Here is a 13,902-nt window from a genome sequence, read left to right as displayed (position 1 = left end):
TTTCTTTCTCCCTGAGATCCCCGGATTTACGTTCTATTGACTGCTGAGCGGACCGATTCGGTACAGGTCCTCCTGCTCATGCGTTCCTTCCTCGGCCGGGAAATCCGCCGCGGAGAACAGCTCCTGGCGTTCCACGGTGGCATCCCACCGCTTGGCGAACGAGGCGAACAACCGGATCGAAGCCTCGTTGTCCGGGGTGATCGTCGTTTCGAGGTACCGCACGCCCTGGGCGGTCAGACGGCTGAACAGCTCGTCGAGCAGGGCTCCGGCCAGGCCTTTTCCTCGCTGGGACGCGTCGACCGCGACCTGCCACACGAAGCCGGTGTCCTGCTTGCGATACCCGATCACGAAGCCGACCGGGGTACCGTCGACTCTCGCGACGACCGAGGTGTCGGCGAAATCGTGGCACCACAGCAAATAGGCGTAAGGCGTGTTGAGATCGAGCTTCTTCGAATCGCGGGCGATTCTCCAGAGCGCGGCACCGTCCGCCTTGGTCGGGTTTTCGATCAAGTGCTTTCCGGACATGTCCAAGAAACGTACCGGAGGATTCAGGCGCGGTCAGATCAGCGGGGCGGCGGCAACGCGGCTACCTGCAACAACCCTGAAACACACGTGACAAAGGTAACGGTAACGTTTGAAGCGCAGCACTTGTGGGTAAGGCCGCCACGGTGCGGTCTCACTGCATGTGACGATACCAACCGTTACCACTTCGTCGCAGGGTCAGGGCGCGATTCGGGCCCCTGTTACCGCAAGAAGAGGGCTATTTGCGGCGTGCACGCCCCCGGAAGACGGAACCGATCGGCGTCCAGACGGCGGGCAGGACGAGCAGCAGGCAGACGACCAGCCACCAGACCGGCGCCTCGCCACGCCGCCAGCCCGCGACGACGTCGCCGAGCCAGCCGAACAGCGGCTCGCGGACGGGTGGCAGGAACGCGGCGAACAGCAGCGCGGCCCCCACCAGCACGCCGAGCACCGTGAGCACCATCCGCCACGTCTTGCGCAACGTCATCAGGCTGACCACCAGGAACACGATGGCGCCCGCGGCAACCGGCACGCCGACCCACTGCAGGACGGGGCCGCCCTGCCCGCCGATGACGAACCCGGCCAGCACGGTGATCATCGCGGCGAGCACGTTCCACGGTGACGGCAGGGTGGCCGCCCCGCGCGTGATCCACCACGCGCTGCGGCCGGCGGCCTTGGCGAAGGTCGCGGCGGGCTGGACCGACTTCGGCACCCGTGTCGCCCCCGCGGCCGCGTTGAGCCCGGCGGCACCGGCCTTGACCAGGGTCTTCGTCAGCAGCATCGTCCCGCGTTCGTGTTCGAACCGTTCGCCGGAGACCTGGCACGCCTGGAACGCACGCTGGGTCTGCTCGTCGGTTTCCGGCTCGTTCTCGATCAGGCGCCGGAACCGTTCCGACGGTTTCCCGTTCCCCTTGGCCGTCTTCACGTCGTGTCCACAGTGGAGTCCGACGCAGGGCAGCTCCTCGCGCGCGATCTCCAGCTGCCGGACCCTGGCGAGCACCATCGCCGTCACCGGCATGCTGATCGGCAGGGCGGCTTCGGCTTCCACGTCGGCGAGCTCACCGTCGAGACCGAGGAAAGCCAGCTCCTCGGCCAATTGCCCGCGCAGGGCGTCTGCTTCCTCTTGCGACAGCCCGTCTTCGGTCCCCGGTTGCCGCCAGCCGATCTTCTCGAAGGTGTCCCGCACCTGCGTCCGGAACGCCTCCCGTCCGACGACGTCACGCAGCAGCCGCAGACGCTTCGGGTCGAGCAGGCACTGGACCAGCCAGCCCGCGCCGTCGACCCGGCCCCACATCCAGTCGTTCGCACGCCAGGAAGCCTTGTAGAAAGCGCCGAAGTAGTCGGCCTGCATACCGGTGAGCTTGTCCCACGAACGGCGTCGCTTCATGTCCAGCAGAGTCCGTGAATCCGCGCTCACCTGGACGAGATCCACCCGCTGGTCGACCGACGGCGGCTGCGCGAGCAGTCCCCTGGTCGCGATGTGCAGGCGCACCAGCCGCGAGGTGACGATCGCGTCGCTGGCGCTCGTTTCGTCCGTGGTGAGCCCCGTCCACGCCAGCAGCGTGCTGACCGTGTCGGCGGCTTCGGTGTCGGGTTTCGCCTGCGCCAACGGCAAAAGGATCGGCGTCGCCTGCCGGAGCGCGGCGACCACGAGCGGCCACGCCTCCTTCAGCGTGTCCGCGCGGCCGAGCGCGGCCCATTCCTTGGCCAGCCCCTCGATCCAGGCCGCCAGCGTGGCGTCTGCCGCCGGTGGATCCTGTTCGGCGACCCAGCCCGTGAGCCGTTTCCCCCGCGCGGCCTTGTGCCGCGCCTCGTGCAGCAGCACGCGGCAACGGTTGAGCTGGACCGCCTGCTCGGGTGACGGATCGAGCCGGAAACCCGCGTTCACCAGTTGCAGTCCGGTGGCCACCGAATCGTCGAGCGCGGTGGTGCGGAAGGCGATCAGATCGTCGAGTTCGCAGGTGTCCTTCGGTGGCTCGGCAGGCAGCCCGTCACGCAGCCCGGCCGCCGCGGCCGCGCGCAGCTGCGCCGCCGTCCCGGACGCCCACTGACGGCCCTGATCCTCCACATCGGACAGTGAGAGCCCGCGGGTCGCGTCGCGGACCAGCGCGGTGGCGTCCTCCTGCACCCGCCGATCGCGGTAGTCGTTCATCAGCCGCTGGTCGACCAGCGTCTCCGGACCGCCGCGAACCCCCATCGCGGCAAGGGAGACCCGGGTTCCCCTGGTACGGACGACGGCGTCGTTGTGCCGCGTCAGATCCTCGAGTTCGGCGCTGATCGTCTGGCTCAGCACGGTGCCGACGACCTTGCTCATCGCGCTGCCCAGCAACGGCGGCCGCTCCGGATCGACCGGGACCCGCTCGGCCTCGCGTTCCGCCGTCGGCACCACGTACAGCAGCAACCGCCGGACGTCCGAATGCGACTGCCGTTCGAAGATCTCCCGCAGGGCCGGGCGCAACGGCTTGTTCAGCAGCACCCCGCCGTCGGTCAGCCAATGCGACCGCGTGACGTCGGTGTACCTGGTCATGTCCGGATGCAACGGGCCGGTCTTCTCGCCGATCGGCATGCGGGAAAGTTCGAAGGCGCCGGGGAACGACGCGGTGGACCGGGCCGCGAGCGCGAGCGGGCCGACCACGTCATCCGTCCACAAAGGACCATCAAAGCGGAACAGGAGGCGGTGTTCGGTGTCCCGCACCAGGTTGCCGAGCGCGTCGTCGAACCTGGTCGTCTCGCCGTCGATCATCGTGCCGGTGAGCAGGACGGTGATGTCCGGGCAGTCGGGTTTCACCGTCGCCTTGTCGGTGATCCGGTGCAGCGCGTCCTTCAAGTCACCGAGCAGCACCTTGTCGCCGTCGAGCAGCGAACGCGGTTCCTTCTCGCCGGGATCGCGGATCAGGTTGTCGAGCGAGCCCGTGCTGATCCACGTGTCACGCAGCACCTGCGGGCTCGACCGGAACGCCTCGGCCAGCCCGAGACACGCCGCGTTGATGCCGCCCGCGCTCGTGCCGGTGAGCACGTCGAGCGAGACGGTGGCGTTGAGCAGATCGAGCAGTGCGCGGTACGGCCCTTCGGCTTCCGCCGTTCTCGACGCCTGGAGCAGATGTGAGGTCTCGGTGGCGACCCCGCCCATCCAGACCGCGAGACTCGCCCCGCCCACCATGGTCATCGCCAGCCGGATCTCCTGCGGCCACGGACTCCCCGCGTCGGCCATGTGCGCCCTCCCCAAGGCTTTGTGCACCGAGCACCTTAGACCGGACGGGCGAACCGGTGTACCACCGTTAGTGCCGGAATTCGTTCGCCCGTAAGGGCGGTTTCACGCCCCCGCAATCAGGTGCGCGGTCGCTGTGCCTGGATACGTGCCCTCCCGCGTTCGGTCCGGGACACCAGGGGGTCGTGAGTGTTTTGGGTGAGCCAAGGGTGTCTTAGGTACCTATGTGGGTTCCGGCTGCTGTTGATGCCAGGCCCCGGTCCGTGGGATATCGTGAAGGGCCCTCGCGTTTCGTCACCTACTTGCGATGGCCCCGAACGCGAAATCTCGCAAGTAGGTGACGAAACGCGTGGGGGTCAGGCGGCGAAGTGCTCCAGAAGGAGGACCTGCGCCTCACCGACGGCGAAGCCGAGGGCGGCGCCGGTCGCGATCAGGATCCATTCGTCCTGCTGGAAGGCGGGCCGCAGCAGGCCTTCGAACTCGCGCGGCGACAGCTCCTTCATCTTGGTCACCAGCACGTTCCGGATGTCCATCGCTTCGTTCGCGTAGTCCTCGATGTACCGCATGGTGTCCGGCAGCTTGTCCATGATCTTCTCGGCGATGTTCAGCTTCATGTCCTGATACCGCCTGCTGCCGACGGCGAACACCACCAGCGGTTTCCCCACGCCGACGCGGCGGCCGAGCTGTTCGTCGAGCTGGCGCTGGATCAGGCCGAGCACCCGGTCCGAAAGCGGGCCGTGCAGCACCGCCTCGATCACGTTGTGCGGGGTGATGATCTCCTTCGCGATCAGCGCGCCGTACGCCTCGGCGACCTCGCCGCGCCGCTTCAGGAACAGGCCCTGCCAGCGCACGCCGAAGTACCGGCGTTCCTCGATCGGATAGAAGATCATCCGCAGCGCCAGCCAGTCGGTGAACCAGCCGGTGAAGAGCCCGAACAGCGGCATGATCAGCGGGAATTTGAACAGGATCCACGCGATCATCTGGATCACGCCGATCAGGCCGCCGAAGAAGATGCCGGAGCGGGCGATGAACTTGAACTCCTTGTCGCCCGCCTCCTGGAAGATCCGGTTCAGCAGCCGTTTGTCCTTGACCAGTGCGGTGACCACCATGCCCTTGAGGTCGAACACACTGTCCACATCGGACTTGATCAGCTCCAGCACGGCCGCGACCATGCGCGGCGACTCGGCCTGGACGCGCTGGATCACCAGCCGCTGCACGCTCACCGGCAGCGATTCCCAGAGCCCCGGCTGATAGTGGGCCGCGACGTCGCGCACGATGTCCTCGACGGCCGCCTGGAGCGGTTTTTCGATCTCCTTGGCGATTCTCTGCGGATCGAGCCTGGCGACGACCTCCGCCGGTTTGATCAGCTGCTCGGTCATCGTGTCGCAGGCGATGCTCGCCATCCGCGCGGCGCGTTTGGGCACGATGCCCTGCCAGCCGAGGAAAGGCTTGATCCCGACGAACTCGACCGGCTGGAACATCATCCGGATCGCGACGAGTTTGGTGGTGTAGCCGATCAGGGCGGCGACGATCGGGATGGAGACGTAGAGCGGCCAGTGCCGTCCGAAGTCGGCGAGGATCCCGTCGAGGAACGCACCCATGCCGAGGTCAGCCGGCGCTCGGGTCGCAGGCCTGCCAGAACTGGGCGCCGAGCCGGGAGATATGGACCGTGCGTTTGACGAACTTGACCCGTTTCACCGACTTCTCCGCCTCGCGGACGGTCTCGTCGGTCAGCAGGATCTCGTACTGCGTCTCGAGCGCGGGCACCTCTTCGTCCAGCTCGACGAGGCCGAGCCCGATCAGCCTGGTGAGGTAGCCGGGCACCTGGTCGGGCAGCGACACCCCGGCGGCCTTGCCGACGGTGGAGGCGTTGCGCAGCACGAACCGCCCGGCACCCCCGAGGTTGGTCCGCTCGGCGACGTCGACGGCGGGGAACGGCGAGCCGTCGGAAAGCGCGGAAAGGATGCGGGCCTCGTCCGGCGTGAGCTGCCGCAGGATGATCGCGTAGAGGTACTCGCGGGCCCGCTCGCGGCCGAAGCCGATGGAGTGGTTGAGCAGTTCCGCCATCGCCGCGCGGAGCGGTTCGAGCTGGGCGCGGCTGTGCACGAGGGTGATGGTCGCTTCGACCGGGCGCGCACCGTCGGCGGCGGGCCGGTTCATCGCGGACGCGGCGGTGAGCGCGGCGTGGTACGGGTCGTCGACCTCGTCGAGACGGCGGCGCAGCTCCGAAAGCAGCTGCCGCTCGCCCTGTTTGATCACCTGCTCCGCGATTTCGACGCCGGGGAGTTTGCGAGTGAACTCGAAGCCCGTGCGGGCGGCCCAGCCCGCCAGCTGCCCCGCGCGTTTGGCGAAAGCGGCCAGGTCGTCACCGGCGGGTCGTTCGTTGCTCACGGGCACTCCCCTCACGTTCGCGCTGATGCTACCTGCGAGTAGGCCGAATGGCCGAAATTGTGATCGACGTGGGTGTTTGGATGGAGAGCATGAGCTTCACGCGCTGGGGTCCGCCGATCGACGTCCTCCCGCTGTTCGCGCGGGAGGAGCAGGCTCTGCTCGACGTGCTCACCGGTCTGGACGCGGCGCAGTGGGCCGCGCCGACGGTGTGCACGGGCTGGACGGTGCACGATCTCGCCGCCCACATCCTTGGCGACAAACTCGGCAGGCTGTCCCGCGACCGCGACGACTACCGGGCGACGGCGCCGCGCGAGGGCGAACGGTTCGAGGACTTCATCGACCGGATCAACGACGAATGGGTCGTCGCGTGCCGTCGGCTGTCCCCCGAAGTGCTGTTCGCGATGCTGGTGGACAGCACTTCTCAGATCGCCGAGATGTGGGGCCGCGCCGACCTCGAAGCCGTCGGCGAGCCGGTGAGCTGGGCCGGGGGCGAACCGGCGCCGGTCTGGCTCGACGTCGCACGGGAGTACACCGAGTTCTGGGTGCACCAGCAGCAGATCCGCGAGGCCGTTGGCGCGCGGACGCTCGACGAGAAAGAGTTCCGCGGGCCGGTGGTCGACACCTTCATGCGGGCGCTGCCGCACACGCTGCGTGACGTCGACGCGCGCGCCGGCAGGCAGGTCGGCTACACCGTGACCGGTCAGGGCGGCGGGAAGTGGACGGCCGAGCGGACCGCCGACGGCTGGGCGCTCGACCGCGTCGCGCCGACGTCGCGCTCGCCGCTGGCCTCGGTGACGACGGACGCGGACACCTTCTGGCGACTCTGCACCCGGAACCCGGCGGACCGCGACCGGGTCACCGCCAAGGGCGACGAAAACGTTTGCGCCATCCTGCTCGGGATGACGTCGATCATCACATCAGGTAACGGCTCACCTTCTCCGGCCGGATGACGAGCCGGACGAGATCCAGGCTCTGGATCCCGGCGAGTTCGCCGGAGTGGGCCGGGTCTTCGAGGTCCCAGTAGCGCTCGGCGAGGCGGGCGGCCAGTTCGTGCGCCCCGCCGGGCTCCACCGTGACGCGGCCGGCGACCGACACCCAGCGTTCGCGTTCGCCCACCGGCGCGGCCACGATGATCGAGGCGCGGGAATCGTCGTCCAGCCGCCGGACCTTGGGCGAGTCACGCGGGGTGAACAGCTGGATCGCGCCTTCGCCGGTGGCCTCGAACCACACCGGCCGGACCGGGCCGCCCGCCACGGTCAGGAACCCGTGCAGGGGGCGGCGAAGGAATTCGAGGTCGTCAGTGGTCAGCATGGCCTCGATTCAACCCGGCGGACTTGGACGTGCCCATAGGTGAAAGGCCGGATCGCCTGTGTATTCGTCTAACCCCGCCGGGGTGGACGTCTTCAGTGACCTGATCCGCGGCGTGCGGTCCCACGGTTCGTTGTTCGGCAGTTCGACCCTGTCCCCGCCCTGGTCGCTGCACTTCGTGGACGGTGCGCCGCTCACCCTGTGCGCCGTGCTCACCGGGGCGGGCTGGATCGTGCCGGAGGACGGTCCGCCCGAGCCGCTGCGCGCGGGCGAGTCGGCCATCGTGCGTGGCCCTTCGACCTTCACCTTCGTCGACGAGGTCGGCACCTCGGCCGAGCCGATCGCGTGCGGCGAGCACTGCGCGACGCCCGAGCAGGGCGGGACGCGGCACCGTCTCGGCTGGGTCGACGATCCCGGCGGGGAGACGTCCCTGATCGTCGGCGCGTATCCGGTGCGCGGCGAGATCGGCCGACCGCTGCTCGACGCGCTGCCCGTCGTGCTGCGGGTGGACTCCGGTGGCGCGGGTGACCCCGTGCTGGAACATGTCGCCGCCGAGGTCGCCATCGACGCGCCGGGTCAGCAGGTGGTCCTCGACCGGCTGCTGGACTGGTTGCTGGTCTGTTCACTGCGCGAATGGTTCGACCGGCCAGGCGGACGGCCCCCGGCTTGGTGGGCCGCGCAGCGGGATCCCGTGGTCGGCGACGCGTTACGGCTGCTGCACGCGGAACCGGCCGCGCCGTGGACGGTCGGCGCGCTGGCCGGGCGGACCGGGGTCTCGCGGTCGACACTGGCGAAACGGTTCGCCGACCTGGTCGGCGAACCGCCCCTGACCTACCTCACCCGCTGGCGGATGACGCTCGCGGCGGACCTGCTGGCCGGTCCGGGATCCGCGACCATCTCCGACATCGCCCGCACCGTGGGCTACTCCGATCCGTTCGGGTTCAGCGCGGCGTTCAAACGCGTGCGCGGCGTCAACCCGAGCGAGTTCCGGCGCGGCGTCCCTCAGCGCCGGTCGGCGGAGCTCAAGACGTAGCTCAAAAGCGACGAAACGCGTGAACCCACCAGGCACTCAGCGCAGCTGATGCCGGGACTTCTTGGCCTGCTTGCGCAATTGCAGGATCCGGGCGCCGCCGACGAGCGCGACCAGCACGCCGCCGGCGATCACGGAGAACAGCATCGCGACCGCCAGCGGCATGCTGCCGGACATGCCGAGGAAGTGCACGGTGGCGGTGTCCTGGTTCTGCAGGATGAACACGAGCAGGAACACCAGCACGATCAACGCCACGATGACGGCGATCCAGGTACCGCTGACCCTGGTCCGTTTGAGTTTCGGGGCGGCGTCGAACTTACCGCTGTGGCGTCCGCCGCCCGCGGTGTCGGACGGGTTGACCGGAACCTCGGCGGCACCCTCCTGCGGCTGCGTCATGCGGACAGTGTCCGCCGAAACAGGCTTGATCGCGCTCTCAAGCGTCCGAACGGGTGACCTCGTCCGCCGCGCGCAGCACGCGCAAGGTGTTCCTCCCGGCCAGTTTGGCGCAGTCCTCTTCGCTCCAGCCGCGTTCCAGCAGCGCGGCGAACAGCACCGGGTACTTCGAAACGTCTTCGAGGCCTTCGGGCAGCGTCGCGACTCCGTCGTAGTCGCCGCCGAGTCCGATGTGGTCGACTCCGGCCACTTCGCGCGCGTGCTCGATGTGGGCGACGACGTCGTCGATGCCCGCCTTCGGCTTCTCGGGCCCGCCTCGCTCCGCGGTGAACTTCGTGCGCTGGTCGATGTTCCGGTAGTCCTTGCCCGCGGCTTCCATGTCCTGGCGCAGCTGGTCGTCCCACTCGGCGACCTTCGGCGAGATGAAGCCCGGCACGAACGTCACCATCGCGACGCCGTCCTTGGCGGCCAGGGTTTCCAGGACGTCGTCGGGGATGTTGCGGGGATGGTCGTTGACCGCGAGGCACGAGGAGTGGCTGAAGATCACCGGCGCGGAACTGACCTCCAGCGCGGCGCGCATCGTGCTCGGCGCGACGTGCGACAGGTCGACCAGCATGCCGATCTTGTTCATCTCGCGGACCACGTCACGACCGAACTCGGTGAGCCCGCCGTGTGCCGGTTCGTCGGTGCCGGAATCGGCCCAGGTGGTGTTGTAGTTGTGCGTGAGCGTCATGTAGCGGACGCCGAGGCGGCGCAGAATCCTCAGCACGCCAAGGGATTCCGCGATGCTGTGGCCGCCCTCGGCGCCCAGCAGCGACGCGATCTTGCCGTCGCGGAAGGCGGCTTCGGCCTGGTCCGCGGTGTCCACGAGGGCGAGGCGATCGGGGTACCGCTCGGCCATCTGGTGCACGATCTCGATCTGTTCGAGCACCGCCGTCACCGCGCTGTGCCCCTCGAACTGGCAAGGCACGTAGACGGACCAGAACTGCATTCCGAGCCTGCCTTCGGCGAGCTTCGGGAAGTCGGTGTGCAGATGCGGCTGGCGGACCGTGAGATCCGTGCCCGCCACGGCCGCGACCGGATCCGGCCCGGTCGTGACCCGCAGCTCCCATGGCAGATCGTTGTGCCCGTCCGCGAGGAGCACCCTCTCGAGCAGGGCCTGGGCGCGGACGAGGTCCCCGTTAGTCATCCGACGATGTTACGTACCCGTGCTTTGCTCTCCTCGCCCCCCGTTGAGCCACCCCGCGGCCGCTACCAAACCGTTGCCGGTGATCTGGTGCCCGCCGGGATGGCGGTGGGCGACGACGTCCGCGGAGCGCTCGCGCAGGTCGCGGACCAGCGCGTCCGCCGAGGCAGGCGGCGCCATCGGATCGTGCTCGCCGTTCGACAGGAACACCCGCGTGCCGGACAGATCGTGACGTGGCGGCGAAGGAAGCGGAGACATCGCCGCGAACAGCGCGGCCTCCCCGACGGCGTCCGGCCGGAGCAGGGTCACCGCGGCGGCGATGTTGGCGCCGTTGGAGAACCCGATCGCGACCAGCCGCCGATCGCCGAGGCCGTATTCCTCGCGCGAGGAGAGCACGAAGCCGGCCAGCTGGTTCGCGCGGAAGACGACGTCCTCGTGGTCGAAAACGCCCTCTGCCAGCCTGCGGAACCACCGGGCCGCGCCGTGTTCCGACACCGGCCCGGCCGGCGCGAGCAGCGCCGACGTCGGGCTCAGCTGCCGGGCGATCGGCACGAGGTCGTCCGGCCCGCCGCCGGTGCCGTGCAGGAGCAGCAGCACCGGCTCGTCGGGCGACCCTTCGACGTACTTGTGCGCCAGGTCCGTCATCGCGGGTTGTTCTCGCTCGGGAGGTCGAGCTTCGGGAGCATCGCCTCGATGTCTTCGCGCTCGGGCTCCAGCCACGGCGGCAGTTTCAGCGCGCGGCCGAGTTCGAGCAGCGGCTCGTCGATCGCGAAACCGGGTTCGTCGGTCGCGACCTCGAGCAGGGTGCCGCCCGGCTCGCGGAAGTAGATCGAGCGGAAGTACTGACGGTCCAAAATGGACGTGACGTTCACGCCGTCGTCGATCAGCTCGTCGCGCCAGGCCGCCTGGGTCCGCTCGTCCGGCGCGCGCCAGGCGACGTGGTGCACGGTGCCCGCCGCCACCAGCCCGCGCGGGGCGTCCGGCGTGACGAGGACGTCGACGAGCGCGCCGGGGCCGCCTTCACCGGCGGAGAACCGCAGGCGGTTGCCCTCCTGGTGTTCGAAGGTCAGGCCGAGCCCGTCGGTCAGCATCCCGGCGGTCGCGTCCTCTTTGGACACCGAGAGCGTGACGGAGTGCAGGCCGCGGATCGCGTGTTCGGCGGGCACGAGCTTCGTGTCCCACGGGTCACGCGGGTCGCCCTGCGGATGCGCGACGAGCGCGAGCTTCAGGCCGTCCGGGTCGGCGAAGGTGAGCGTCTCCTCGCCGTCGGAGTTGCGGATCTGGCTGGTCTCGACACGGCTTTCGGCGAGGTGCCGCTTCCACCAGCCGAGTGACGCCTCCGGCACGGAGAACGACGTCGTGGTCGCCTGGCCCGTGCCGTGACGGCCCTTCGGCGCGTCCCTCCACGGGAAGAACGTCATCAGCGAGCCGGGCTTGCCCGCGCCGTCGCCGTAGTAAAGGTGGAAGGTGCCGGGGTCATCGAAGTTGACCGTGGTCTTCACCAGCCGCAGGCCGAGGGCCCGGGTGTAGAAATCCACGTTGCGCTGGGGATCGCCACCGATGGCGGTGACGTGGTGCAGGCCCGAGGTCTTGATCGACATGGTGGCCCCTTCCTCCGGTAGCCGATGAAATCAAGCTAGCCCGATAACCTCTCGCGCGCAAGATATATTCCAGAAAGACTTCTTGGTGTACCCTCGCTCGCGTGACAATGGCGAAATCGGAGGAACCGAACGACGACGAAGTGGTCACGTGGTGGGGCCTGGTGATCGAGGGTTACCTGGCCACGCAGAACAAGCTGATGGGCGAGATCGCCGAACGGTTCGGCCTGGCGCCGGCGTCGTTCGACATCCTGCTGCGGCTCGTCCGGTCACCCGAGCACCGGATGCCGATGACGCGGCTGGCCGTCGAGGCGGCGCTGTCCAGCGGCGGGTTCACCAAGGTCGCGGACAGACTGGTGGCCGCGGACCTGATCTGCCGCGTGCCCAGCCCGGACGACCGCCGCGTCACCTTCGCGGCCCTCACCGACCACGGCCTCGACGTCGCGGAGAAGGCGCGGGAGGCATGCGCGGAAATCCTGCGGCGCATCGTCCTGACCCCGCTGGGCGACGACGCGCACTCGCTGGCCGAGGCGATGCGAACCCTGCGCACCGTCAACGGCGCGTGACACCCCCGCAATTCGGCACCTGCTTGCGATGGTTGCACGCGCAAGTACCGCAAGCAGGTGCCGAATTGCGGGGGGGGGTGTCAGCCGGGCAGAGGTGAGGCGGGATCGGGCTGGTAGGCCCGCACCTCGTCCATGTCCCGCACCAGTTCCCGGATGACGTTGCGCCGGATCTTCCCGGTCGCCGTCTTGGGCAGTTCGCCCAGCTCGACGATGCTCCGCGGCCGTTTGAACGACGCGAGCCCGGCCCGGCAGAACTCGATCAGCTCGTCCGCGTCCAGCCGGTGCCCCGGCACGCCGACGACGCACGCGACCGGTTTCTCGATGCCGTCGGCGTCGAAGGCGGCCACGACCGCGACCTCGGCGACCGCCGGATGTTTCAGCAGCCTGTCCTCGACTTCGGCGGGCGACACCCAGATCCCGCCCGGTTTCAGCATGTCGTTGAACCGCCCGAGACAGGTGTAGCTGCCGTCGGCGTCGCGCACGAAACTGTCGCCCGTCCGCAGCCATTCGCCCTGGAAGACCTGCTTCGTCGTCTCGTACCGCGCCCAGTACCCGGTCGCGATCGACGGTCCGGCGACGAACAGCTCGCCGGGCTCCCCGTCCGGCACGGGGAGCCCGTGCTCGTCACGCAGCGCGATCTCGTAGCCGGGCACGGGAATCCCGGTGCTGCCGGGGCGGACCTGACGCGGCCGGTTGGACAGGAAGATGTGCAACGCCTCCGTCGAGCCGATCCCGTCGAGGATCTCGACGCCGAACCGGTCACGGAATCGTTCGTACAGCACGGCGGGCAACGGTTCCCCCGCCGAAACCGCTTGGCGCACCGAGGAGAACGTGTCGTCGGGGATGTCGCCGGCGAGCAGCGCGGCGTAGAAGGTCGGGACGGCGAAGAACAACGTCGGCCGCTCCCTGCGGACCCTGGCGGCGATCAGCCCCGGGGTCGGCCTCGCCGGTTCGAGCAGCGCCGTCCCGCCCGCCGCGAGCGGGAAGAACGCCGAATTCCCCAGGCCGTAGGCGAAGAACAGCTTCGGGACGGAAAGGAACCGGTCGTTCGGCCCGATGTCCAGCACGCCGCGCGCATACGTCTCGCAGACCGCGCGGATACCCGCGTGCCGGTGCATCGCACCCTTCGGCTTGCCCGTCGTCCCCGAGGTGTACAGCCAGAGCGCGGGCGAGTCCTCCCAGGTGGGAGACGGCACGAAACCGGCATCATCCACTGTGGACAGATCGCTCCACTGGTGCGCGCGGACCCCGGACGGCAGTTCGGCCGCCTTTGCCCTGTCCAGCACGACGTCGGTGACCTCCGGCGCCAGCCCGAGCGCGATCGTCGCCTGCGCGGCGAACTCGCCGGACACACACAGGACCCGTGCCCGCGAATCGGCGAGCATCTTGCCGAGGTCGAGCCCGGTGACCATGGTGGACACCGGCACCGCGACCGCTCCGGCCAGCATCGCGCCGAGGATCCCGGTGAGCAGCTCGACGTCGTCGACCATGCAGAACAGGACCCGCTCCTCCGGGCGGACGCCGATCGCCTTCAGCCCGGCGGCGACCCGGCGGGTTTCGGCCGCGAGCTCCGCGTACGTGAGACTTCGCCGCGGGGAAACGACCGCTTGCCTGGCCGGTAGCCCTTCCGCCAGGTGCCTGTCGAGCAGGTAGCTCGCCGCGTTGAACCCGGTAGCAGCAGCGGTCACGGGCGCACCTTC

At 69.0% G+C, this 13,902-nt stretch carries 13 protein-coding genes; 3 read left to right on the top strand and 10 right to left on the bottom strand.

Features of this window, described 5'->3' with window-relative positions; all coding sequences use genetic code 11:
- Positions 1–33 precede the first annotated feature (33 nt).
- From ectA to DL990_RS35155, 4 genes are all read right to left on the bottom strand, one after another.
- Positions 34–525 (bottom strand): diaminobutyrate acetyltransferase, encoded by a 492-nt coding sequence (ectA, locus tag DL990_RS35170; RefSeq protein WP_125801293.1) that lies wholly within the window; start codon positions 523–525, stop codon positions 34–36.
- A 235-nt stretch (positions 526–760) separates the two neighbouring features.
- Positions 761–3,733: a patatin-like protein gene (locus tag DL990_RS35165; protein WP_125782213.1), complete on the bottom strand. Its 2,973-nt coding sequence runs from the start codon at positions 3,731–3,733 to the stop codon at positions 761–763.
- 353 nt (positions 3,734–4,086) lie between these two features.
- Positions 4,087–5,331 (bottom strand): DUF445 domain-containing protein, encoded by a 1,245-nt coding sequence (locus DL990_RS35160; protein WP_125782215.1) that lies wholly within the window; start codon positions 5,329–5,331, stop codon positions 4,087–4,089.
- Positions 5,332–5,338: 7 nt separating this feature from the next.
- A complete protein-coding gene (locus DL990_RS35155; RefSeq protein WP_125782217.1) occupies positions 5,339–6,121 on the bottom strand; it encodes an Abi-alpha family protein in 783 nt (260 codons plus the stop codon).
- Positions 6,122–6,201: 80 nt separating this feature from the next.
- Between DL990_RS35155 and DL990_RS35150 the strand changes: the two genes are divergently transcribed.
- Positions 6,202–7,071 (top strand): maleylpyruvate isomerase family mycothiol-dependent enzyme, encoded by an 870-nt coding sequence (locus DL990_RS35150; protein ID WP_125801292.1) that lies wholly within the window; start codon positions 6,202–6,204, stop codon positions 7,069–7,071.
- On the opposite strand, the gene DL990_RS35145 is transcribed toward DL990_RS35150, so the two are convergent.
- A complete protein-coding gene (locus DL990_RS35145) occupies positions 7,034–7,432 on the bottom strand; it encodes a pyridoxamine 5'-phosphate oxidase family protein (protein ID WP_125782221.1) in 399 nt (132 codons plus the stop codon). The genes DL990_RS35150 and DL990_RS35145 overlap by 38 nt on opposite strands.
- An 82-nt stretch (positions 7,433–7,514) precedes the next feature.
- On the opposite strand from DL990_RS35145, the gene DL990_RS35140 reads away from it, so the two are divergent.
- Complete coding sequence (locus DL990_RS35140) at positions 7,515–8,462, top strand: AraC family transcriptional regulator (protein WP_125801291.1); 948 nt, start codon at positions 7,515–7,517, stop codon at positions 8,460–8,462.
- Between the two features lie 36 nt (positions 8,463–8,498).
- Here the strand turns inward: DL990_RS35140 and DL990_RS35135 are convergent, their stop codons facing one another.
- Genes DL990_RS35135 through DL990_RS35120 form a run of 4 tightly spaced genes read right to left on the bottom strand, consistent with a single transcriptional unit; the run spans position 8,499 to position 11,639 of the window.
- Positions 8,499–8,855, bottom strand: coding sequence for a lipopolysaccharide assembly LapA domain-containing protein (locus tag DL990_RS35135; RefSeq protein ID WP_125782224.1), 357 nt, complete (start codon positions 8,853–8,855; stop codon positions 8,499–8,501).
- A gap of 37 nt (positions 8,856–8,892) precedes the next feature.
- Positions 8,893–10,041, bottom strand: coding sequence for a dipeptidase (locus tag DL990_RS35130; protein WP_125801290.1), 1,149 nt, complete (start codon positions 10,039–10,041; stop codon positions 8,893–8,895).
- A gap of 9 nt (positions 10,042–10,050) precedes the next feature.
- Complete coding sequence (locus DL990_RS35125) at positions 10,051–10,683, bottom strand: alpha/beta hydrolase (protein ID WP_125782228.1); 633 nt, start codon at positions 10,681–10,683, stop codon at positions 10,051–10,053.
- Complete coding sequence (locus DL990_RS35120; RefSeq protein ID WP_125801289.1) at positions 10,680–11,639, bottom strand: ring-cleaving dioxygenase; 960 nt, start codon at positions 11,637–11,639, stop codon at positions 10,680–10,682. The genes DL990_RS35125 and DL990_RS35120 overlap by 4 nt, the downstream gene beginning before the upstream one ends.
- Before the next feature lie 107 nt (positions 11,640–11,746).
- Between DL990_RS35120 and DL990_RS35115 the strand changes: the two genes are divergently transcribed.
- Entirely contained in the window at positions 11,747–12,202 is a 456-nt protein-coding gene (locus tag DL990_RS35115) for a MarR family winged helix-turn-helix transcriptional regulator (RefSeq protein ID WP_125782299.1), read from the top strand.
- A gap of 80 nt (positions 12,203–12,282) precedes the next feature.
- Here DL990_RS35115 and DL990_RS35110 read toward each other — a convergent pair whose 3' ends face one another.
- Entirely contained in the window at positions 12,283–13,890 is a 1,608-nt protein-coding gene (locus DL990_RS35110; RefSeq protein ID WP_125801288.1) for a benzoate-CoA ligase family protein, read from the bottom strand.
- Positions 13,891–13,902: the final 12 nt, after the last annotated feature.

Source organism: Amycolatopsis sp. WAC 01416 (genome assembly GCF_003947485.1).
Lineage (GTDB): Bacteria > Actinomycetota > Actinomycetes > Mycobacteriales > Pseudonocardiaceae > Amycolatopsis.
Note: the sequence above shows the minus strand (reverse complement) of the source record. Positions and strands in the feature narration are given on the sequence as shown.

Coding starts and splice junctions, on each gene's coding strand:
- DL990_RS35130 (WP_125801290.1), bottom strand. CDS start 10,041: ATGACTAACGGGGACCTCGTCCGCGCCCAGGCCCTGCTCGAGAGGGTG.
- DL990_RS35165 (WP_125782213.1), bottom strand. CDS start 3,733: ATGGCCGACGCGGGGAGTCCGTGGCCGCAGGAGATCCGGCTGGCGATG.
- DL990_RS35125 (WP_125782228.1), bottom strand. CDS start 10,683: ATGACGGACCTGGCGCACAAGTACGTCGAAGGGTCGCCCGACGAGCCG.
- DL990_RS35115 (WP_125782299.1), top strand. CDS start 11,747: ATGGCGAAATCGGAGGAACCGAACGACGACGAAGTGGTCACGTGGTGG.
- DL990_RS35160 (WP_125782215.1), bottom strand. CDS start 5,331: ATGGGTGCGTTCCTCGACGGGATCCTCGCCGACTTCGGACGGCACTGG.
- DL990_RS35135 (WP_125782224.1), bottom strand. CDS start 8,855: ATGACGCAGCCGCAGGAGGGTGCCGCCGAGGTTCCGGTCAACCCGTCC.
- DL990_RS35145 (WP_125782221.1), bottom strand. CDS start 7,432: ATGCTGACCACTGACGACCTCGAATTCCTTCGCCGCCCCCTGCACGGG.
- DL990_RS35120 (WP_125801289.1), bottom strand. CDS start 11,639: ATGTCGATCAAGACCTCGGGCCTGCACCACGTCACCGCCATCGGTGGC.
- DL990_RS35150 (WP_125801292.1), top strand. CDS start 6,202: ATGGAGAGCATGAGCTTCACGCGCTGGGGTCCGCCGATCGACGTCCTC.
- ectA (WP_125801293.1), bottom strand. CDS start 525: ATGTCCGGAAAGCACTTGATCGAAAACCCGACCAAGGCGGACGGTGCC.